This is a genomic window from Dyella sp. SG609 (assembly GCF_012275375.1).
GTDB classification, from domain to species: domain Bacteria; phylum Pseudomonadota; class Gammaproteobacteria; order Xanthomonadales; family Rhodanobacteraceae; genus Dyella_D; species Dyella_D marensis.
The window spans coordinates 126,191-147,062 of sequence record NZ_JAAZQJ010000005.1; the positions used below are offsets into that span (position 1 = coordinate 126,191).

15 protein-coding genes are annotated in these 20,872 nt (G+C 67.5%); 1 reads left to right on the plus strand and 14 read right to left on the minus strand.

Annotated features, from left to right (window positions below):
* Positions 1–92: 92 nt before the first annotated feature.
* From FHW85_RS11095 to FHW85_RS11145, 11 genes are all read right to left on the minus strand, one after another.
* The gene (locus FHW85_RS11095) at positions 93–2,843 is read right to left on the minus strand and encodes an Ig-like domain-containing protein (RefSeq protein ID WP_168648272.1); all 2,751 of its coding nucleotides are present in this window, start codon (positions 2,841–2,843) and stop codon (positions 93–95) included.
* Between the two features lie 196 nt (positions 2,844–3,039).
* Positions 3,040–4,494, minus strand: a complete 1,455-nt coding sequence (locus FHW85_RS11100; protein ID WP_168648273.1) for an efflux transporter outer membrane subunit — start codon at positions 4,492–4,494, stop codon at positions 3,040–3,042.
* A gap of 2 nt (positions 4,495–4,496) precedes the next feature.
* A complete protein-coding gene (locus FHW85_RS11105) occupies positions 4,497–7,592 on the minus strand; it encodes a CusA/CzcA family heavy metal efflux RND transporter (RefSeq protein WP_168648274.1) in 3,096 nt (1,031 codons plus the stop codon).
* Positions 7,585–8,679, minus strand: a complete 1,095-nt coding sequence (locus tag FHW85_RS11110) for an efflux RND transporter periplasmic adaptor subunit (RefSeq protein WP_168648275.1) — start codon at positions 8,677–8,679, stop codon at positions 7,585–7,587. Before FHW85_RS11110 ends, FHW85_RS11105 begins: the two co-directional genes overlap by 8 nt.
* Before the next feature lie 334 nt (positions 8,680–9,013).
* On the minus strand, positions 9,014–10,672 hold the full coding sequence (locus tag FHW85_RS11115) for a Na/Pi cotransporter family protein (protein WP_168648276.1): 1,659 nt from the start codon (positions 10,670–10,672) through the stop codon (positions 9,014–9,016).
* 102 nt (positions 10,673–10,774) lie between these two features.
* Entirely contained in the window at positions 10,775–13,435 is a 2,661-nt protein-coding gene (gene mgtA / locus FHW85_RS11120) for a magnesium-translocating P-type ATPase (RefSeq protein WP_168648277.1), read from the minus strand.
* A gap of 167 nt (positions 13,436–13,602) precedes the next feature.
* Entirely contained in the window at positions 13,603–13,836 is a 234-nt protein-coding gene (locus FHW85_RS11125; protein WP_167253576.1) for a hypothetical protein, read from the minus strand.
* A 379-nt stretch (positions 13,837–14,215) separates the two neighbouring features.
* Positions 14,216–15,124, minus strand: a complete 909-nt coding sequence (gene cyoE, locus FHW85_RS11130) for a heme o synthase (protein WP_167253574.1) — start codon at positions 15,122–15,124, stop codon at positions 14,216–14,218.
* 2 nt (positions 15,125–15,126) lie between these two features.
* Complete coding sequence (locus FHW85_RS11135) at positions 15,127–16,287, minus strand: COX15/CtaA family protein (RefSeq protein WP_167253572.1); 1,161 nt, start codon at positions 16,285–16,287, stop codon at positions 15,127–15,129.
* Positions 16,287–16,889, minus strand: coding sequence for a hypothetical protein (locus tag FHW85_RS11140; RefSeq protein ID WP_168648278.1), 603 nt, complete (start codon positions 16,887–16,889; stop codon positions 16,287–16,289). The genes FHW85_RS11135 and FHW85_RS11140 overlap by 1 nt, the downstream gene beginning before the upstream one ends.
* Complete coding sequence (locus FHW85_RS11145; RefSeq protein ID WP_168648279.1) at positions 16,886–17,626, minus strand: SURF1 family protein; 741 nt, start codon at positions 17,624–17,626, stop codon at positions 16,886–16,888. The genes FHW85_RS11140 and FHW85_RS11145 overlap by 4 nt, the downstream gene beginning before the upstream one ends.
* A gap of 59 nt (positions 17,627–17,685) precedes the next feature.
* On the opposite strand from FHW85_RS11145, the gene FHW85_RS11150 reads away from it, so the two are divergent.
* Entirely contained in the window at positions 17,686–17,901 is a 216-nt protein-coding gene (locus FHW85_RS11150) for a twin transmembrane helix small protein (protein WP_167253814.1), read from the plus strand.
* Positions 17,902–18,055: 154 nt separating this feature from the next.
* On the opposite strand, the gene FHW85_RS11155 is transcribed toward FHW85_RS11150, so the two are convergent.
* From FHW85_RS11155 to ctaD, 3 genes are all read right to left on the minus strand, one after another.
* Positions 18,056–18,943, minus strand: a complete 888-nt coding sequence (locus FHW85_RS11155; RefSeq protein ID WP_167253567.1) for a cytochrome c oxidase subunit 3 — start codon at positions 18,941–18,943, stop codon at positions 18,056–18,058.
* 73 nt (positions 18,944–19,016) lie between these two features.
* Positions 19,017–19,151, minus strand: a complete 135-nt coding sequence (locus tag FHW85_RS22490; RefSeq protein WP_279589675.1) for a hypothetical protein — start codon at positions 19,149–19,151, stop codon at positions 19,017–19,019.
* Between the two features lie 67 nt (positions 19,152–19,218).
* Positions 19,219–20,835: a cytochrome c oxidase subunit I gene (gene ctaD / locus FHW85_RS11160; RefSeq protein WP_167253566.1), complete on the minus strand. Its 1,617-nt coding sequence runs from the start codon at positions 20,833–20,835 to the stop codon at positions 19,219–19,221.
* Positions 20,836–20,872: the final 37 nt, after the last annotated feature.

Genomic DNA, 20,872 nt, shown 5'->3' on the forward strand with positions numbered 1-20,872 from the left:
CATGTCCGCCACCGGCCCGCTCGATACCCGACTCCGATACGCCCCCCTGAACCCGTCATCCCGGCCTGCGCCGGGATGACGGGCCTAACGGCTTACTGCGCCTTCACACTCACATCGTCGATCACGAACGAAGTCTGATTCGAGCTGTCCTCGACCCCGTAGAAGTTGATCTGGATGGTCTGGCCGATATACGCCGACAGGTCCACCGTGTGCTCCTGGTAGCCCGTCGCGGCGTTGGCGTTGGACCAGGTCGCCAGCGTCACGTACTTGCCGGCGGAGGTGATCACCTGCGCGCTCAGCGTGTCGTAGGCAGTACTACCGCTTTCGGCCGTGTCGATATGCATGAAGAAGTCGAGCGTGGCCTTGGTGGCGGTGGCCGGGATGGTGATGGACTGGCGCACGTAATCCGTGTGCGCGGAACCGTAGCCATCCAGCCAGGCCTTGTAGCTGCCGGCGTGGGCCGCTTCGCCGCTGGTGTTGTTGATCACGCCGCTGGTCTGCGTCCACGAGGTGGCGCCGCTCTCGAAGCCGCCGTTCTTCACCAGCTCGGTGGCGGTGCCGCCGCCGTTGGACACACTGAAGCTCACCGTCGCACTGGTGCCGACGTTGTTGGCCGCGTCGTAGGCCTTGGCCACCAGGCTGTGGCTGCCGTTGGCGAGCGTGGTGGAATCGAGCGTGGCCGTGTACGGCGAAGCGGTGTCGGTAGCCTTGAGCGTGCCGTCGACATAGAACTCCACCTTGCTCACGCCCACGTTGTCGCTGGCCGTGGCCGACAAGGTGATGGTGCCGGAAGTGCCGCTTTCCGAAGCGCTCACCGTCGGCGGCGTGGTGTCGCCACCGCTGCTGTTGGACACGCTGAAGCTCACCGTCGAGCTGGTGCCGACATTGCCGGCCGCGTCATACGCCTTCGCCACCAGGCTGTGCGAGCCGTTGGCGAGCGTGGTCGAGTCCACCGTGGCCGTGTACGGCGTGGCGGTGTCGGTGGCCTTCAGCGCGCCATCGACATAGAACTCCACCTTGCTCACGCCCACGTTGTCGCTGGCCGTGGCCGACAGCGTGATGGTGCCGGAGCTGCCGCTTTCCGACGCGCTCACCGTCGGCGGCGTGGTGTCGCCGCTGCCTGCGCCCTGGGTCACCCATACCGGCGCCGACCACAGCTGCTTGCCGTCGTCCTGGGTGATCTTGGCGTAGTAGAAGTGATCGCCATTGGCCGGCGTGATGGTGGTGGTGGCGGTGCTGGAGGTGGTGGCCACCGTGCCGTTGCTGCCCGGCACGCCTTCGAACACCTGCACGCGCTGCACGGTGTGGCCGGCGGTGCTGGCGTAGTTCACCGTGAGCGTCAGCGCGCCGCTGTTGCTGAAGCGATCGCCCATCAGATGGCCGTTCGCGGTGAGCACGATCTGGCCGCTCTTGTCCTCGGTGGCGAACACGTGGCGGGCACGGATCGCATCGAGGAAGGCATTGAGGCTCAGCGTGGTGCCATTGGGAATCAGCACGCCGGTGCGGTTGGTGTAGCTGGCGCCCCAGTTGGCGCAGTGGTTGTCCTGGTCGGAGCTGGGCGCCACGTGGTAGCCACGCTCCAGGAAGATATTGAACGCGTTTTCGTAGCTGGTGCGGCTGGTCTCGGTCTCAGTGGTGTTATGCGAGAAGGCCGAGCTGTTGAGCACTTCGGCCAGCACCATCACCTGGTCGCCGTCGGCGGTATAGCCCAGGTCCTGGCCGCCGGCATTGAACTGGCCGCTGGTGGCCGGATGGTTGAACTGGCCGACCCAGCCGTTGGTCTTCATCAGCGTGTACAGCGAAGCGTAGTCGCTCTTGGCGGTGAACACGTCGCCGATCAGCTGGTTGGAGCTGTTGTATTCCCACTCCAGCAGGCTGGGCGAATTGAAGATGTTCAGATGGCCGCCGTTGCTGATCACGCCCCACTCCAGGCCATAGATGGCCAGGAAGTTGGAGTGCGCGGCGTTGAACGTGCTCGCCGCCTGCAGGCCGGACTGATACAGATTGTGCGCGGTGGCCGGGCTGGCCGAGGCATTGGTGCCGGTCGAGCCGTCGTACATGTGGTTGTGCTCGGACGTCATTAGGATGTCCAGGCCGTCGTTCAGCGCGTACTGGTAGGCATCGGCCGGGCCGTACGGTGCGCTCTGCGGATTCTGCGCGTCCACGCAGGTGGAGACGTCGCCGCCGCCATCGCTGTGGTTGGTCTGGCTATGCAGATTGCCGTAGTAGATGGTGTACGGCAGGCTGCCCGTCGCGCCCACCGACTGCGGCTGCACGATCGCGGCGGAAATCGTCGCCGGCGCGCTGCTGCGGCTGGTGTGGCGCAGGCCGGTGAACGCCGGCATCTGCGGCTTGTCCACGCTGCCGACGAGCACGTCGTAGCGCTGCTCTTCCACCAGCTGCGGCGCCTTGACGCCCGCCGCCGCGAGCGCGCTGGACGGCAGGCCGGTGCCGATGCGCTGCACGGTGTCGTTGTCCAGCGCGATCGCGCGCAGGCGCACCGTGTAGAAACCCGGGCTCAGCGTGGCGCCCGCGGCGCCCAGGCCGTCCCAGGTCACCTTGGCCTGCGTGCCGCCGGCACGCAGCGCGCTCTGGCCCTGCCAGTTGCGCAGCACGCGGCCCTGCGCATCGAGCAGGTCCACCGACCACGCCACCGGCGTGCCCTGCACGGCGCCCGGATAAGAGAAATGCAGCAGGGCCGTACGCGCACCCGTCCCCTGGAAGGGCACGTACAAGCCGGTTTCGAATTCCTCGTGATCAGGCAGGGTGCCGGCCAGTACAGGCAACGCGAACACCATGCCGGCAGTCATCAGACTGCCAGTGAGCAACTTCTTCCACTCCATGTCTACCCACCCTCTTTGGTTGTGAGATTCCCCTGCCGGGACATCATCCAGTCCCAGACGACAAGGGTATGACCGATGGCATGGTCGCGAGTGACACAGCGCACATAAAAGGCCCTGCGATATCGAAAGTTATTGCGTAAGCCACGCGAAAGAGTTGGCGATATGGACGTCTAAACGTCCATATCTAACCATGCCGTTACCGCGCACCGACCGCCTCCACGGTATCGTCGCGATGCCACCAGCCGCCGCCCGCCGCCTGGAACAGCGCCACCGTATCGGCGTAGCGTCCGGCCTGGGCCTGCACCAGGGCGATGCGCGCCTGCTGCCACGCCAGCTGCGCATTGAGCAGCGCGCTTTCGCTGAGGTCGCCAAGCGCCAGTTGCTTCCGTGCAATGTCCAGGCTGCGCGCGGCGGCCCGCTCCGCATGCTGCGCCGCCTGCAGCGCCCGCGCGTCCGCTTCCACGGCATGCAGCACATCGGCCACGTTCTGCAACGCCGCGAGCACCGTGCCGCGATACTCCGCCGCTGCCTGCCGATAGCCCGCCTCGGCCGCACGCTGCTTGTGCTTGAGCGTGCCGCCGTCGAACAACGGCTGGGTGATGCCGGCGCCGAGGTTCCAGAAGCCGCTGCCCGCGTCGAACAGCGCGCCCGCCTTGCCGGCCGCGCGGCCGAAGCTGGCGTTGATTTGCACATTGGGTAGGCGGGCGGCAGCGGCGACACCGATCGCCGCGCTGGCCGCGTGCAGCTGTTCTTCCGCGGCACGCACGTCGGGGCGTTGCTCCACCAGCTGCGCCGGCAGGCTCAGCGGCAGTTCCGCCGGCAACTGCAGGCTGTCCAAGGTGAACTGCGCATCGATCTGCTCATTGGGCATCCGCCCGCTCAACGCCGCCAGCAGATCGCGCTGCTGCGCCAGCTGCTTCTCCAGCGGCGGCTGGCCGGCACGGCTCTGCTCCAGCGCGGCCTGCTGCGCCGCCACCGCGGCTTCGGAGACATCGCCCAGCGCCTGCTGGCGCTGCAGGGTGGCGAGGATCGTCGATTGCGCCTCGACGATCTCCCGCGTGGCGTCGATCTGCGCGCGCAGCGAGGCTTCCGTGATCGCCGCGTTCACCAGATTGCTGGTGAGCGTGAGATAGGTCGCCTCCAGCTGGAAGCGCTGCGCATGCGCCGTCGCCACCAGCGACTCCACCTGGCGCCGCGTACCGCCCCACAGATCCGGCGCATACGAAACGCTGACCTGCGCCGTGGTCAGGCTGTACAGGCTGGCGCCCGACTGCGCCGGGCTGGCCAAGTCCCTGGCGATGTCCTGCCGCGTCGGGTTGTAGCCCGCGTTCGCCTGCGGGAAGTACGCACCGCGCTGCGCATAGACGTTCTCCCACGCCGCCTGCAGCGCCGCGTGCGCGGCTTGCGCATCGGCGTTGCGGCGCAGCGCGTCGGCGATCAATGCATCCAGCGGCGCGCAGTGGAACAGCGTCCACCATTGGCCGGGAATATCCATCGCGGCGACGATCTTCTGCGTATCGCCGTCCGGCAGCGAGGGAGCCTCGATCCGCGCCTTGGGCGCTTCGGGACGATGGAAGTCCGGCCCGGCGGCGCAACCGGCAAGGCCTAGGGCGAGCGCGCAGCCCGCATACCTGGTAATGAGCTGGCGCATGATCAGATCTCCTTCGCCGGATGCATGCGGCGCGCACGGCGCTCGACGAAACGTTCGAGCGCGTCGTAGAACGCCGGCAGGATGAACAAGGTAAGCAGGGTGGCGATCACCAGCCCGCCGACCACCACCGTGGCCAGCCCGCGCTGCACGTCGGTGCCGATACCGGTGGCCAGTGCGGCCGGCAGCATGCCGACGCTGGCCACCGTGGCGGTCATCAGCACGGGGCGGAAGCGCTCGGTGGCGCCCAGCAGCACGGCGTCGCGCACGCCGTGGCCTTCGCGGCGCATGCGGTTGAAGTTGGCGACCATGATGATGCCGTTCTGCACGGCCACGCCGAACAGCGCGATAAAGCCCACCGCCGTGGCGATATTCAAGGTCTCGCCCTTTACGTGCAGCGAGATCAGCCCGCCCAGCGTGGCCAGCGGCACCACCGCCAGCACCAGCAGGGCCTGGCGCAGATTGCCGAACTCGGCGAACAGCAGCACCGCCATCACTGCCAGCACCAGCAGCATCACCACCACCAGGCGTGCCTGCGCGCGCTGCTGGTTCTCGAACTGGCCGGCCCATTCCAGGCGGTACTTGCGCGCATCGAACTTCACCTTGTCGCCGATGCGCGCCTGCGCCTCGGCCAGATAGTCCGACAGCGCGCGGTCGCGGTTGTCGATGCGCACGGTGAGCTGGCGCTCGGTGCCCTCGTGGGCGATGGTGCTTTCGCCGGTCTGCTGCACGATGCGCGTCACCATCGCCAGCGGTACGCGCGCGCCGGAGGGTGCGGTCAGCACCAGGCCGCCGAGCGCGGCGGGGCTGGCCGCCACCTGGTGCGGCACCCGCGCGGTGACGTTGTAGACGCGGTCCTCCACATAGGCCTGGGTGATCGCCGCACCGCCCACGCCGGTCTGGATCAGCGTGTTGATGTCGGCCACGTTGATGCCGTAGCGCGCGGCCGCATCGCGGTCCACCGCCACGGTCAGCTGCGGGATCGGCGGCTCCTGGAAGATCGACGCATCCGCGGTGCCGCGCACGTCCTTGAGCACGCCCACGATCTCGCCGCCGATGCGGCGCAGCTCCTTGAAGTCCTCGCCGTAGATGCGCAGCACCAGCGGGCTGTGCGCACCGCCGACCATATCGTTCTCGCCGTCGATGATCGGCTGGCTGATGCCGACACTGATGCCCGGCAGCTGCTGCAGCCGTGCATTGAGCCGGTTGACGAACTGCGCCTTGCTCTCGCCACCCGGCCATTGCGCATATGGCTTCAGCCCCACGCCGGATTCAATATGCGAAGGCGTCCACGGATCGCTGCCGGTGTCGTTGCGGCCGAGCTGGGTGACCACGTAGCTCACCTCGGGAAACTCGCCCACCACGCGGCGGTATTCGCTGGCCATCTCGCTGGCCTTCTCCAGCGACAAGCCGCTGGGCAGCTGCACCTGCACCCACAGCGAGCCTTCGTCGAGATCGGGCAGGAACTCGCGGCCGATGCTCGCGCCCAGCGCCAGCACCGCGGCCAGCGCGGCGCCGGCGATCGCATAGGCGATGCGCGGACGGCGCAGAAGCTGTTCGAGCAGACCACGATAGCCGCTCTGCAGACGCTCCAGCGGCTTGTTGTGGAACATCTTGCGCGGCTTGCGCAACGCCAGCCAGGCCAGCGCCGGCACCAGGGTGATCGCGCACAGCAACGCACCCAGCAGCGCGTAGCCGACGGTATGCGCCATCGGCGCAAACAGCTTGCCCTCGGCGCGCTCGAAGGCCAGCAGCGGCGCGTAGGCGGTGATGATGATCAAGGTGGCGAAGAAAATCGGCCGCGCCACCTGCCTGGTCGCGCCGAGCACGTCCGCTTCGTGCAGGTAGGCGTCGGGCCGCGCCTCGCGCTTGCGCAGGATCGCCTCGGTCACCACGATCGCCCCGTCCACGATCACGCCGAAGTCGATCGCGCCCAGCGAGAACAGGTTCGCCGGCATGCCGGTGAAGTGCATCGCGATAAACGTGGTCACCAAAGCGAACGGAATCGCCACCGCCGCCACCAGCGCGCTGCGCGGACTGCCCAGGAACAGGATCAGCACCACGCAGACCAGGGCGACGCCCTCCAGCACGGTATGCCCGACCTTGCTCACCGTGGCCTGCACCAGCTCGTCGCGGTCGAGGAAGGGCACGATGCGCACGTCCATCGGCGCGAGCTGGCGATTGAGCTCGTCGACTTTGGAGTGGATGCCTTGCAGCACCTTCGACGGATTCTCGCCCAGCAGCAGGTCGACGATGCCTTCGATGGTGTCGGGATTGCCGTCCTTGCCGAGAATGCCCTCGCGGATCTGATGCCCGTACTGCAGCTTGCCCAGGTCGCGGATGCGCACCGGGTTGCCGCCGTGCTGGACCACCACGATATCGCCCATGTCCTTGAGCGAACGCATCAGCCCTTCGCCGCGGATCACATACGACTGCTCGCCGCGCGTGACCCGGCCGCCGCCGGCATTGGTGTTGTTGGCGCTGAGCGCGGCAATCACATCGTTCATGCCTACGCCGAACTGCAGCAGCTTCTGCGGATCGACTTCGAGCTGGAACTCCTTGGTGAAGCCGCCGAAGTTGTCCACGTTGGCCACGCCGGGCACCTGCTGCAGCGCGGGAATCACCTTCCAGCGCTGCAGCTCGGACAGCTCCATCAGGTTGCGCGTGTCCGACTCCAGCGTGTAGCGATAGATTTCGCCGGCGGGTCCGGAGACGGGATCGAGGCCCGGTGCCACGCCCTGCGGCAGCGTCACGCCGGCGATACGCTCGGTCACGCGCTGACGCGACCAGTAGATTTCCGCGCCGTCGCGGAACACCAGGGTGATCAGCGACAGGCCGAAGGTGCTGCTCGAACGCATCGAAGCCAGCCCCGGCGTGCCGGCCAGCGCGCGCTCCAGCGGCGTGGTGATCTGCTGTTCGATTTCCTCGGCGGCGAGGCCCGGCACCTGGGTGGTCACCTGCACGGTGACGTCGCTCAGTTCCGGATACGCCTCCACCGACAGCCGCGTCCACGCGTAGTGGCCGTAGATCGCCAGCAGCACCGCGATGCCGAAGACGAGCCCGCGCTTGTGCAGGCACCAGGCGATGATCTTGTCAATCATTGATCAGCACTCCGCCCGCCACCACCACGCGCTCGCCGGGCGCCAGGCCCTTGAGCACGCGCGCGTCGCCGCCTTCGTCCTGGCCCAGCTCCACCGTGCGGCGCACGAAGGCCCACGGCGATACTTCGACGAAGACGGTAACGCTGTCGTTGTTCATCAGCAGCGCCGACTGCGGCACCAGCAGCGTGCGCGGCTGCGGTACGCGGAACGTGGCGGTGGCGAACATGTTCGCCTTCAGCGCGCCGTCGGCATTAGCCACCACGATGCGCGCCTTGACCCGGCGCGAGTCGGCATCGAGCACGTCGCTCACCGACTGCACCACGCCGTCGACATGCCGGCCCGGCCAGGCCGGCAACACCACCTCGGCGGACTGGCCTGGCGCCACCTGCGCGGCTTCGTCCTCCGCGACGTTGGCGGTGACCCAGACATGGCCCAGGTCGGTGATGGTCATCAATGCGGCATTGGCGTCGTTGGCGAAGGCGCCCACGGCCGCGCTCAGCGAGGTCACGCTGCCGTCGGCAGGCGAACGCACCGCTACGCCGCGTGCATCGCCTTCGCCCAGCGCCGCAAGCCGAGCCTGCGTGCGCGTCAGTTCGGCCTGCGCCTGCGCATAGCCGCTGCGCGCCGCTTCCAGATCCTTCTGCGCGGCGCCGCCGGCCTGCTGCACGGCTTGCGCGCGCTCCAGCGTCTGCTTCGCCAGCGCCTGTGCATCCGCTGCCTTGCGCTGGTCGGCCACGGCCTGCGCGTAGTCGCCGGACGCGATCAGCGCCAGCACCTGGCCGCGCGTGACGCGGTCACCCAGCTTCACGCGCAGCTCGGCGATGCGGCCGGTGACCGGCGCGAGCACGTTCACCGTATGGCTGGGATCGGCTTCGATCGTGGCCGGCGCCACCAGCGCATGCGGCAGCGCGCGCTGTTCTACGGTGCGCACTTTCAGGCGCTCGCGCAGCGGCGAGTTGGCGGGGATGCGCAGGATGCCGGCGTCGTTGACGACGGCGGGCGCCGGGGCTGGCGCCTGTTCCGTACGCGAACAGGCAGCGAGAGCGAACAGCAGGACAACGGAAGAATGCTTGATGCGGAACGACATGAGTTTTCCCGAGGCATGGGCGTGCGCCGTCCTGGCCGAAGCGGCCATGACGACAGGCTGGCGGCGGGAAACGGGCAGCGCGTGGCGCTGCCGGTAGCCCGGACGCGGTCGGAGCACCGTCCGCCGCGTCCGGGCCACGCGCTCAGGCGTGGACGGGAGACGGCGTCAGTGCAGCGTTAGGTGACTAGACGGGTCTGGGTCCAAGTGCGGGGTTCTCCGATATTCAAAACTTCAAAAATGGTCGGCGTAGGTTGGGGTGAGCCATAGGCGAACCCCAACATCGCAACATTCGGACGCATCGCATTGTTGGGGTTCGCCTATGGCTCACCCCAACCTACGCCTGCGCTTTCGACAAGGGCTCGTTCACCAGCCTGCCCTGCAGCAGCCCGGCGCGCTCCAGCGGCAGATACGCCAGCGCCGCCAGGTGCGAATGAATGCGCTTGAGATCGCGCAGGATGCGCAGGTACACATCGCCGCCGCCACCGCCGTCGCGGCGTTCGCGCAGCGCGCGGATATGCCGCTCGGAGGCTTCGTTCTCCAGGCGCCAGATCGCCTCCTTGCGCGACACCAGCTGCTGCGCCGCGCGCAGGTCGCCGCGCATGAACACCGCCAGCCCCAGGCGCAGGCTTTCCATCACCTGGCCGTGCATGGCGGCCAGGTCCTGGATGTCGTCGGCGCTGAAGTCTTGTCCGCGCTGGGCTTTCTTGGCGGCGAACTCCATCAGGTTGTTGGCGGTGATGTCGCCGATATGCTCGATGTTGATCACGAAGGCGAGGATCTCCTGGCTGCGCTCGCCGTCTTCCTCGTTCAGCGCTTCACCGCCCAGGTCCGCCAGGTATTCGCGGATCGCCACGCCCAGGCGGTCCAGCCACGGGTCCATGCGGCCGATCGCGGCGGCGCGCACGCTGTCGTCCTTGCCGAACACTTCGACCAGGCCCTTGAGCATGCCCTCGACCATGTCGGCCATGCGCATGGATTCGCGCGCGGCATTGGCCAGCGCCACGTTGGCCGAATCCAGCGCGCCCTCGTCCAGGTACTGCGGCACGCCCGGATCGTCCGGCCGCGGCGGATCCGGCAGCATCCGCACCAGCAGCTGCGCCATGCGCTCCACCGGCAGGATGAACAGCACGGCCAGGCCGAGATTGAACGCGGTATGGAAGTTCACCGCGATGCGCGCCGGCGACGCGCCCAGCGGCGCCAGCCACGCCGCCAGCGGATGCAGCAGCGGCAGGCACAGCACGCAGCCGAACGCGCGCACCAGCAGATTGCCCAGCGGCAGCCGGCGCGCCACCGGCGTGTGCGCTTCCAGCAGGGCCGGCAGGGTGCCGCCCAGGTTGGCGCCCAGCACCAGGGCCAGCGCGCCCGGTCCATCCACCACGCCGGCATTGGCCAGCGAGGCCACCAGCAGCACCATCGCCACGCTGGAATGGAACAGCCAGGTCATCAGCGCGGCCACCAGCACCGCCAGCACCGGCTCGCTGGCCAGGCTCTGCAGCACGGCGCGCAGCGCCTGCGCGTTCTCCACCGGCGCCAGCGACAGCACCAGCAGGTGCAGCGACAGCAGCATCAACCCTAAGCCGATGCACACGCGGCCGAGGTTTTCGTAGCGCGCGTCGTCGCTGCGCCGGTGGATGGTGAAACCCGCCAGCACCAGCACCGGCGCGATCAGCGAGATGTCGAACGACATCACCTGCACGATCAGCGTGGTGCCCACGTTGGCGCCGAGCATCACCGCCAGCCCCGGCGCCAGGCCGAGGAAGCCGCTGGCGGCGAACGAAGTGGCCATCAGGCCGGCCGCGGTACTGCTCTGCAGCAGCGCGGTGATGCAGATGCCGAACGCGAACGCCGTGGGCCGGTGGCCGAGATAGCGGCCCAGCCAACGGCGCAGCGCGCTGCCATAGCCGCGCAGCACGCCGCTGGTGACCATGTGCGTGCCCCACAGCAGCAGGGCGACGTAGCCGGCGATATCGAGCAGGGCGAAGGTGCCTTTCATGGCTTGGTCCTCCTTCGTCGGGGTTGTCAGGGAACGGGGATCGGGGAACGGGAAAGGCGGAGAACCGCGGCTCCCCGTTCCCCGATCCCTGTTCCCATCACATCAGAGCCAGCGGCCGTAGCGCCGGATGTAAAGCAGCTTCACCAGCTGTGTCAGCACGCAATAGGTCAGCACCGTCAGCGCGATCCAGCCGAAGTACACCGGCGGCAGCGGCACCATGCCGATCTTGGCGCCCAGGCCGGTGTAGGGCACCAGCAGGCCGATCGCGATGATCGCCGTGGTCAGGCCCAGCACCGGCGCCGCGGCCACGCTCTGCAGGAACGGAATGCGCTTGGTGCGGATCATGTGCACGATCAGGGTCTGCGTCAGCAGGCTTTCCACGAACCAGCCGGACTGGAAGAACGACTGGTGCGCATCGCTGTTGGCGCCGAACACGTACCACAGCAGCAGGAAGGTGGTGATGTCGAAGATCGAGCTGACCGGCCCGATCCACACCATGAAGCGGCCGATGTCGCTGGCGTCCCACTTGCGCGGCTTGCGCAGGTATTCGTCGTCCATACGGTCGAACGGGATCGACAGCTGCGAGATGTCGTACAGCAGGTTCAGCACCAGGATCTGCAGCGGCAGCATCGGCAGGAACGGCAGGAACGCGCTCGCCACCAGCACCGAGAACATGTTGCCGAAGTTGGAGCTGGCGGTCATCTTGATGTACTTGATGATGTTGCCGAAGGTGATGCGCCCTTCGATCACGCCCTCCTCCAGCACCATCAGGTTCTTTTCCAGCAGGATGATGTCGGCCGACTCCTTGGCGATGTCGGTGGCGGTATCCACCGAGATGCCCACGTCCGCCTCGCGCAGCGCCGGCGCATCGTTGATGCCGTCGCCGAGAAAGCCCACGGTATGGCCCTGGCGCTGCAGCGACTTCACCACGCGCGCCTTCTGCAGCGGCGACATCTTGGCGAACACGGTGGTGCGCTTGACCAGCGCGTCGAGTTCCTCGTCGTTGAGCGGCTCGATGTGCTTGCCCTGCGCGGAGTGCTGCACGTCCAGGCCCACCTCGCGGCAGATCTTGCGCGTCACCGCCTCGTTGTCGCCCGTGATCACCTTCACTTCCACGCCGTGGGTATGCAGCGCGGCGATCGCGGTGGCGGCCGAATCCTTCGGCGGATCGAGGAAGGCCAGGCAGCCCACCGCGGTGAGGCCGGCTTCGTCGGCCACGCCATAGGCGCGGCCCGCCGGCGGCTGGTGCTTCACCGCCACCACCAGCACGCGCAGGCCGTCTTCGTTGAGGCCGCGGGTCATCGCCTTGATGTCCGCGCGCATCTCGTCGGTCACCGGCAGGATCTCGTCGCCAACCTTGGCATAGGCGCAGATCGACAGCATCTCCTCCACCGCGCCCTTGCACACCAGCAGCTCGTCGCCCTCGCCGTGGCGCACCACCACCGACATGCGGCGGCGCTGGAAGTCGAACGGGATCTCGTCGACGATGCGGTACTGCTGCGCCACCGTCTCCAGGTCGCGGTGCTCCAGCACCGCCTTGTCCATCAGGTTCTTCAGGCCCGTCTGGAAGCGGCTGTTGAGATAGCCGTATTCCAGCGCCTCGTCCGACTCCTCGCCGTACAGGTCGAGGTGGCGCTCCAGCACGATCTTGTCCAGGGTCAGCGTGCCGGTCTTGTCCGTGCACAGCACGTCCATCGCGCCGAAGTTCTGGATCGCGTTCAGGCGCTTCACCACCACCTTGCGCTTGGACATGGCCAGGGCGCCCTTGCCCAGGTTGGCGGTGACGATCAGCGGCAGCATTTCCGGGGTCAGGCCCACCGCGACCGACAGCGCGAACAGGAAGGCCTGCAGCCAGTCGTGCTTGTCCAGGCCGTTGATCAGGAAAACGATCGGCACCATCACCGCCATGAAGCGGATCAGCAGCCAGCTGACGCTGTTCACGCCGCGGTCGAAGCTGGTGCGCACGCGCTGGCCCACGATGGTGTGCGCGAGCGAACCCAGGTAGGTGCGCGAACCGGTCGCCACCACCACCGCGCTGGCGCTGCCGCTGACCACGTTGGTGCCCATGTAGCAGACGGTGGGCAGGTCCAGCGGGTTGTCGCCCTGCGTGGAAGCTTCGGTCACCTGCGCCGGCGTCGGCGCGGACTTCTCCACCGGCAGCGATTCGCCGGTGAGGATGGCCTGGCTGATGAACAGATCCTTGGCGCTGAACAGGCGCAGGTCCGCCGGCACCATGTCGCCCGCGGCCAGGTGCACGATGTCGCCCGCCACCAGCTCGCCCACCGGCACTTCGATGCGCTCGCTGTGGCCGTCCTCGGCGCGCCGCGTGACGGTGGCGGTGTTGCGCACCATCGCCTTGAGCTTCTCGGCCGCCTTGGACGAGCGGAATTCCTGGGTGAAGCTCAGCAGCACGCTGATGCCCACCATCACCGCGATGATGATCGGCCCGGCCAGGTCCTCGCCGTCGGTCGCCAGCTGCACCACCGCCAGCACCAGCAGCACGATGATGAAGGGGTTCTTGAACGCGCGCAGCAGCTGGTGCGACCAGTGCGGCGGCTTCTCGTGCGAGACCTCGTTGATGCCGTCGCGGTCCAGCCGCTCGGCGATCTGCTCGGCGTCCAGGCCGGCCGCGCTGGTATCGAGCGCGGCGAACAGCGCCTCGTTGTGGCGGAACGCCTCGAGCGCGACCGCGACGCGCACGGACGCACCGGCGCCCTTGCCGGACGCCTTGCCGGCGACGGTTTGGGTGGAATGCTTGATCATGACTCGCTTCCGGGAGATGCGTGGTAACAGGGCGAACCAGCGAGTCAGCGGACCTGAAGTCCGCGTGCACTGAATGCCCGCGCTAGGGCCGCTGCAGCGGCCAGCGCCCGCGGCCTGGCGGGGGCCAGCCTTTGCGGAGCACGGTGCGCTTCATGGCGTCAAAGCCCTCAGCGCTGAGATACCAGCTGAAGATGACCGAGTGCTTTCGGCGCGGTGCGGCGCGTGGCCGGACGGGCGCGGGCGGACTCGGGCTTGCTGTGCATGGCGACGGTGACCGGTTCACGCACGGCCACGGCCTGCGGCGCGGGCACGGTGACGGTCCAGGTGCGGCGAACGGCGCGGCGGCCCAGCAGGGAACGGCCCGCGGCGGGCAGACGGAAAAAATCGCGAAGGAGCTTCATAGCCCATCTCCTCGTTACGGCCTGGGGCGGCCGTCAGGAGTGGGCCGGTCTTCCCTAGTCGAGGAAAGCGCCGGCCGACCGCAGGCGGTCGCCGCAGATCATCAGCTTGTTATGCGACGCCGGCACCCGATGCTCGCGGATGTCGACGTTGCGACTAGGGTAAACGTCCATATGCCTTGGTTGGTCGGACAGGGATGCCGTCGGGCGCAGCGCGCCGGAGGGCGCGCGAATTGTCTTGCTGCGGTGCGGGAGTGTCAACCACAAATGGCTGAATCGCGAACGAAAGTTTTTGCGCGCCCGTGGGTTGGGGTGAGCCCCAGGCGAACCCCAACGTTGCGGTGCGTTGGGGTTCGCCTGGGGCTCACCCCAACCTACGCCGCTACGCCGCGCGTTGAAGTACGAAGCCCTGCCCCTGCTGCAGCAGCGGATCGACCAGCCAGTGGTCGGCCAGCAGGAAGGCGAACAGGGCCATGAGATACACGATGGAGTAGTTGAACACCTTCATCGCGAAGAACTCATCCGGCGGATTGAGCAGCCTTACCGCGTAATAGAGGAAGCCCGCGCCCAGCACCACCGCGCCGCCGAGATAGACCAGCCCGCTGTAGCCGGTCAGCGAAGGCAGCAAGGTCACCAGGAACAGCAGCACCGTGTAGAACAGCACGTGCCAGCGCGTGTACACCACGCCATGCGTCACCGGCAGCATCGGCACCTGGGCGCGCGAATAGTCGTCGCGGCGGAAGATCGCCAGCGCCCAGAAATGCGGCGGCGTCCACACGAAGATGATCAGGCACAGCTGCAGCGCGAACGCATGCAGCTCGCCGGTGACCGCGGTCCAGCCCAGCACCGGCGGAATCGCGCCGGCCAGGCCGCCGATCACGATGTTCTGCGGCGTGGCGCGCTTCAGATACGCCGTGTACACCACCGCGTAGCCGATCAGCCCGCCGAAAGTGAGCAGCGCGGTGAGCGGATTGACCAGCAGCACCAGCACCAGCATCGACAGCACGCCCAGCGACAGCGCGAACACCGCCACCTGGCGCGGCGTGAGATGGCCGGTGGCCAGCGGGCGGTGCGCGGTGCGCGCCATCAGCTTGTCGATGCGCTGGTCGATCAGGTGATTGAACGCGGCGGCCGAGGCCGAGGCCAGCCAGATGCCCAGCGTGCCGAACACCAGCGCGCGCCACGGCGGGATGCCGGGCACCGCCAGGAACATGCCGATCACGGCGCAGAACACCAGCAGCGCGACGACGCGCGGCTTGGTCAGTTCCATGTATTCGTTGACGCGGCTCATGCTCAACCCAGCCCCTGAAAGATGCCATCGTCCTGCCGCCGCTGCGTGCGCGCCAGTGTCGCCAGCAGCACGAACAGCAGCAGCGCCGCCACGCCGTTGTGCAAGGTGGCCACCGGCAGCGGCAGGCCGAAGTGCACGTTGCTGATGCCCAGCAGCACCTGCGCCACCAGCACCACCGCGATGGCCAGGCCGTGCCCGCGCAGGCCGCGGCGGGTGGCGCGCAGCGCCAGCCAGGCCAGGTAGCAGAACACCACCAGGGCGCCGAGGCGATGGGCGATCTGGATCGCGCTGCGCGCGGCCATGTCCAGCACGCCGCCTTCGTAGTTCACGCCCACGCCGCGCCACAGCACGAAGCCCTGCGGGAAATCGGTCGGCGGCGCCCACTGGCCCAGGCACTTGGGGAAATCCGTGCCGCAGGCGAGCGCCGCGTAATTGGCGGAGGTCCAGCCGCCCAGCGCAATCTGTGCCAGCAGCAGCACGATGCCGATCGCCACCAGCCGGCGCAGCGGCGCATAGCTGCCGTCGCGCGCGCCGACGCCGGCAAAGCGCAGCGCCGCATAGGCCAGCAGGGCGAAGGTGGTGATGCCGCCGAGCAGATGGCCCATCACCACGATGGGCTTCAGCAGCAGGGTCACCGTCCACATGCCCAGCATGGCCTGGAAGATGATGACGCCGAAGGCCAGCACGCTGATGCGCCATGCGCCGGGGCGATCCAGCGCCAGCGCCGCCAGCAGCGGCAGGCCGATGGCGAAGGCCGAGACGATCGAGGAGATGCTGTGCTCGCCGCGCATGTACATGGTGACGCCGACCGCGGCGAGGATCGCCGACACGATCACCGCATAGCGCGCCCACGGCCGCCGCCAGCTCGCGATCAGGGCCAGCGCGAACACCAGCATGCCCAGCGTGCCGGCCAGGAAGCGGTGCACCTGCTCGCGCCAGGCCTTGTGCGTTTCGAAGGGGCGGTCGGGGAAGGCCTGGTTGGCCTGCGCGATCTCGTGCTGGTGTTCCGGCCAGGTGGCCTTGCCGTAGCAGGTCGGCCAGTCCGGACAGGACAGGCCGGCATTGGACAGCCGCACGAAGGCGCCGAACATCACCACGCCGAAGGCGAACACGGCGGCCAGCAGTGCCAGGCCGCGCAGGATTTTCACGGAACGCGAGGACATCAGCGGATCACCTTCTGCAGGTCCTTGCGCAGGCCGGTCGGGTCGAAGCCTTCCGGATAGTGCGCCAGCGCGGTGCCATTGGATTCGACCAGCAGCGCGGCCACCCCGCCCGGCATGGTGGCACGCCACGGCGCCAGCTTGCCGTCGGCGTCGCTGCCGAGCTGCCAGCGGAAATCGGCATTGGTATCGGGCTGCCACACGCCCTGCTCCACCTTGCCCACCGCCGGCGCCGCCGACAGCAGCAGCAGGCGCAGGCGCGGCGCATTGCGGTTCAAGGTGACGCGCGCGGCGGCGATCTTGTTGAGCGTTTCCACGCAGGCCGCGGCGCAGTCCGCCGCAGGCAGCGCGACCAGGGTGAGCTTCGGCTCGTCCGCGCGCCAGGCCCAGTCCTTGCCGTCCGGCAGCTGCACGCGCACGGCTTCCTGCGCAAAGTTGCGCTGCGGGTTGATCGGCAGGCCGTTGCCCTTGCCGCTGGGCTGGTAGCCGCCGACGGTAAGCAGGCCCGCGGCGACGATCGGCGCGGCGAAGATCGCCATGATCAGCAGCAGTTTCAGGCGGCCGGCGCGCTGGGCGGGCGGCACGGGATGCTGGGTTTGGCTCATCGCAAGTCCCCTTGTCTGGCTTTGCGCTTGCGGTGCAGGAACAGGAACATCACCACCGCCACCACGGCGAAGGTGAACCACTGGAAGGCATAGGCACGATGGCGCGCCGGCGGCATCGCGCTGAAGTCGGGCGTGTGCTCGCGCATGTAGATCGAGGCCGGCTCCGCTTCCAGCGCGAGCACGCGCGGATAGAGGGTGGCGCCGAGATCCTTGGCGACCTGCGCCAGATCGACATAGATCGTGGTCTTCGGCCAATGCGCCTGGCCCGCCAGCGCATCGCCGCCCATCTCGAAGCCCACGCCGGGCGGCGGCTGATAGAAGCCGCTGAGTTCGACTGTGCCGTCCGGCAGCGGCGGCAGCGGCGGCGCCTGGTCGGTGCCGTTGCCGGGCAGGAAGCCCAGGTCGACCAGCAGCAGGCGCTCCTTGCCCTGCGGCCGCAGCGGCACGAACACTTCCACGCCGCCGCGCTGATCGTGCTTGGGGTTATCCAGCAGATAGACGCGGTCGGCGAGGTATCGGCCGCTCACCCGCACGCGCGGAAACGCATCCGCCGGCGGCGCTTCGCCCACCGCGGCAAATTCGCGCACGGGCTCCTGCGCCGCTGCGGCATAGCGACGCAGAAGTGCTTCCTTCTCATCGGCGCGATGCAGCTGCCATTGGCCCAGGTGTACGAAAAGCAGCACTCCGGCCACGGTCAGCACCACCGCCCACCAGCGCGGACGCCGCAGCAGGCTCATACGGAGCCGCCACGGGGCGAGGCTATACTGCGGATGTCATCGTGCTTCGGGCCAATCACGTGGAAACCATCTACAAATATGCGCTGGTGATCCTGCTGCTGGTGGTGCTGTTCAACCTCGGCCAGGCGCTGTTCTTCATGATGACCGACAAGGACGGCAGCAAGCGCACGGTGTGGGCGTTGACGCGCCGTATCGGACTCTCGGTGCTGCTCATCCTGATGGTGGTGCTGGGCATCTGGATGGGCTGGCTGCATCCGCACGGCGTAGGTCGCTGAATTAAAGAAGCAATTGTAGCGGCCCGCCGGGGACCGCGCCGCTCCCGCGACATTCCGGCCAGGCCCCTTCCCGGACCAAACCCGGACCAAAGAAAAAGCCCGCCTTCCGGCGGGCTTTTTCGTTTCCGGGCGCGGCGGCCTCGGAGACGAGCCATCAAAGAATGTAGACGAACATGAACAGGCCGAGCCACACCACGTCCACGAAGTGCCAGTACCAGGCCACGGCCTCGAAGCCGAAGTGGTGGTCCTTGCTGAAATGGCCCTTGGCGCAGCGGAAGAAGATGATCGCCAGCATGATCGTGCCCAGGGTCACGTGCATGCCGTGGAAGCCGGTGAGCATGAAGAAGGTCGAACCGTACACGCCGCTCTGCAGCGTCAGGTTGAGCTCCTTGTAGGCCTCCATGTACTCGTGCGCCTGGAAGTACAGGAAGGTGGCGCCGAGCAGCACGGTCAGGCCCAGGAACACCAGCAGCTTGCCGCGGTGGCCGGCCTTCAGCGCATGGTGCGCGATGGTGACGGTGATGCTGGAGGTGAGCAGGATCAGCGTGTTCAGCAGCGGCAGGCCCCACGGCGCCACCGTCTGGAAGTCGCCGCCGATGCGCGCCGGACCGCCGCCGCCATTGGCGCCCCACGCGGCCGCGTAGTCGCTCCACAGGAACTGGTGGGTCAGCACGCCGTGGCCGTCGCCGCCCAGCCACGGCACCGAGAACATGCGGGCATAGAACAGCGCGCCGAAGAAGGCGCCGAAGAACATCACTTCGGAGAAGATGAACCACATCATGCCCATGCGGAACGAGGTGTCCACCTGGGCGTTGTAGCTGCCGGCCAGCGATTCGCGGATCACCGAGCGGAACCAGCCGAAGAACATGGCCAGGATGCCGACGAAGCCAACCGTCAGCAGCGTCTTGCCGAAGCTGGCCTCGCCGGGCTGCGCGTTCAGCCAGTGCGCGGCACCGAGCACGGTGACGAACATGACGACCGCGGCCACGATCGGCCACGAGCTCTTGGACGGTACGAAATAAGCGCCTTGCTGCTGACCCATGGTGAGGTTCCCGTGGATTTCTTCGTTTACTTCCACCCGCCGGACTGCACGGGGTTGCGAAACCGGTACTGCGTTACTTCGAGATCCACAGCATCTGCAGGATCGAGAACAGGAAGACCGCCACCGCGATCGCCGCGACCGCGTAAGCGGTGCGCCTGGCGCGCTTGAGCCGCGCCGCCTGTTCGGTTTCCGTCAGTTGCTGGTTCATCGGAACGCCGTCTTTCATCGAATGTTGCTGGCGCCCGCCACGCTGCCGCGGCGGGCGCCTTTCATCGTCAGTCTTCCACGTGGCCGTGGGCGAGCTCTTCGTCGTGGATCACCGGCGGCAGCTCGAAGGTGTGGTACGGCGCCGGCGACGGCACGGTCCACTCCAGGCCCTTGGCGCCTTCCCACACGCGGTCGGTGGCCTTCTTCCTGGAGAACCACACGGCATGCACGATCACGCCCAGGAAGATCAGCTGCGAGGCGCCGAACAGGAAACCGCCGATCGAGCTGATCATGTTGAAGTTGGCGAACGCGACGTTGTAGTCCGGGATGCGGCGCGGCATGCCAGCCAGGCCCAGGAAGTGCTGCGGGAAGAACAGCACGTTCACCCAGATCACGCTGTTCCAGAAGTGCACCTTGCCCCAGAACTCGCTGTACATGTGGCCGGTCCACTTCGGCAGCCAGTAGTACGTCGCCGCGATGATGGCGAAGATCGCGCCGGTCACCAGCACATAGTGGAAGTGCGCCACCACGAAGTAGGAGTCGTGGTACTGGAAGTCGGCCGGCACCAGGGCCAGCATCAGGCCGGAGAAGCCGCCGATGGTGAACAGGATCACGAAGGCGACCGCGAACAGCATCGGGGTCTCGAAGGTCATCGAGCCGCCCCACATGGTGCTGACCCAGTTGAACACCTTCACGCCGGTGGGCACCGCGATCAGCATCGTGGCGTACATGAAGAAGATCTCGGCGCCCAGCGGCAGGCCGACCGCGAACATGTGGTGCGCCCACACGATGAACGACAGGAAGGCGATCGAGGCGATCGCGAACACCATCGCCTTATAGCCGAAGATCGGCTTGCGCGAGAAGGTCGGGATGATTTCCGAGATGATCCCGAACGCCGGCAGGATCATGATGTAGACCTCGGGGTGCCCGAAGAACCAGAAGATGTGCTGGAACAGCACCGGGTCGCCGCCGCCGCCGGCATTGAAGAAGCTGGTGCCGAAATACTTGTCGGTGAGCAGCATGGTCACCGCGCCGGCCAGCACCGGCATCACCGCGATCAGCAGGAACGCCGTGATCAGCCAGCTCCACACGAACACCGGCATCTTCAGCAGGTCCATGCCCGGAGCGCGCATGTTGAGGATGGTCGCGATGATGTTGATCGCGCCCATGATCGAGCTGATGCCCATCAGGTGGACGGCGAACACCACGTAGGCCAGCGAGTCGGTCTGCAGCGACAGCGGCGGGTACAGGGTCCAGCCGCCGGCCGGGCCGCCGCCCGCCATGAACAGGGTGGACAGCAGCAGCGCGAAGGCGAACGGCAGGATCCAGAACGACAGGTTGTTCATGCGCGGCAGCGCCATGTCCGGCGCACCGATCATCAGCGGGATCATCCAGTTGCCGAGGCCCACGAAGGCCGGCATCACCGCGCCGAAGATCATGACCAGCGCATGCATCGTGGTCATTTCATTGAAGAAGTACGGCTGCACCAGCTGCATGCCGGGCTTGAACAGCTCGGCGCGGATCACCATCGCGAAGCTGCCGCCGATGAAGAACATCAGCAGCGAGAACACGAGGTACAGCGTGCCGATGTCCTTGTGGTTGGTGGACATGCACCAGCGCACGAAGAAGTTCTTCGGCGCGCCGTGATGGTCGTCGTGGTGATCGTGGGTGGCTGCGTGGGCCATGGCCTTGCACCTCTACCTAAACGGAATTCTGTGGGAC

Excerpts from the sequence above, each read along its gene's own strand:
- ctaD (WP_167253566.1), bottom strand. The coding sequence starts at position 20,835 with ATGGCCCACGCAGCCACCCACGATCACCACGACGACCATCACGGCGCG.
- mgtA (WP_168648277.1), bottom strand. The coding sequence starts at position 13,435 with ATGATCAAGCATTCCACCCAAACCGTCGCCGGCAAGGCGTCCGGCAAG.
- FHW85_RS11125 (WP_167253576.1), bottom strand. The coding sequence starts at position 13,836 with ATGAAGCTCCTTCGCGATTTTTTCCGTCTGCCCGCCGCGGGCCGTTCC.
- FHW85_RS11105 (WP_168648274.1), bottom strand. The coding sequence starts at position 7,592 with ATGATTGACAAGATCATCGCCTGGTGCCTGCACAAGCGCGGGCTCGTC.
- FHW85_RS11095 (WP_168648272.1), bottom strand. The coding sequence starts at position 2,843 with ATGGAGTGGAAGAAGTTGCTCACTGGCAGTCTGATGACTGCCGGCATG.
- FHW85_RS11135 (WP_167253572.1), bottom strand. The coding sequence starts at position 16,287 with ATGTCCTCGCGTTCCGTGAAAATCCTGCGCGGCCTGGCACTGCTGGCC.
- FHW85_RS11140 (WP_168648278.1), bottom strand. The coding sequence starts at position 16,889 with ATGAGCCAAACCCAGCATCCCGTGCCGCCCGCCCAGCGCGCCGGCCGC.
- FHW85_RS11145 (WP_168648279.1), bottom strand. The coding sequence starts at position 17,626 with ATGAGCCTGCTGCGGCGTCCGCGCTGGTGGGCGGTGGTGCTGACCGTG.
- FHW85_RS11100 (WP_168648273.1), bottom strand. The coding sequence starts at position 4,494 with ATGCGCCAGCTCATTACCAGGTATGCGGGCTGCGCGCTCGCCCTAGGC.
- cyoE (WP_167253574.1), bottom strand. The coding sequence starts at position 15,124 with ATGAGCCGCGTCAACGAATACATGGAACTGACCAAGCCGCGCGTCGTC.
- FHW85_RS22490 (WP_279589675.1), bottom strand. The coding sequence starts at position 19,151 with ATGAACCAGCAACTGACGGAAACCGAACAGGCGGCGCGGCTCAAGCGC.
- FHW85_RS11115 (WP_168648276.1), bottom strand. The coding sequence starts at position 10,672 with ATGAAAGGCACCTTCGCCCTGCTCGATATCGCCGGCTACGTCGCCCTG.
- FHW85_RS11155 (WP_167253567.1), bottom strand. The coding sequence starts at position 18,943 with ATGGGTCAGCAGCAAGGCGCTTATTTCGTACCGTCCAAGAGCTCGTGG.
- FHW85_RS11110 (WP_168648275.1), bottom strand. The coding sequence starts at position 8,679 with ATGTCGTTCCGCATCAAGCATTCTTCCGTTGTCCTGCTGTTCGCTCTC.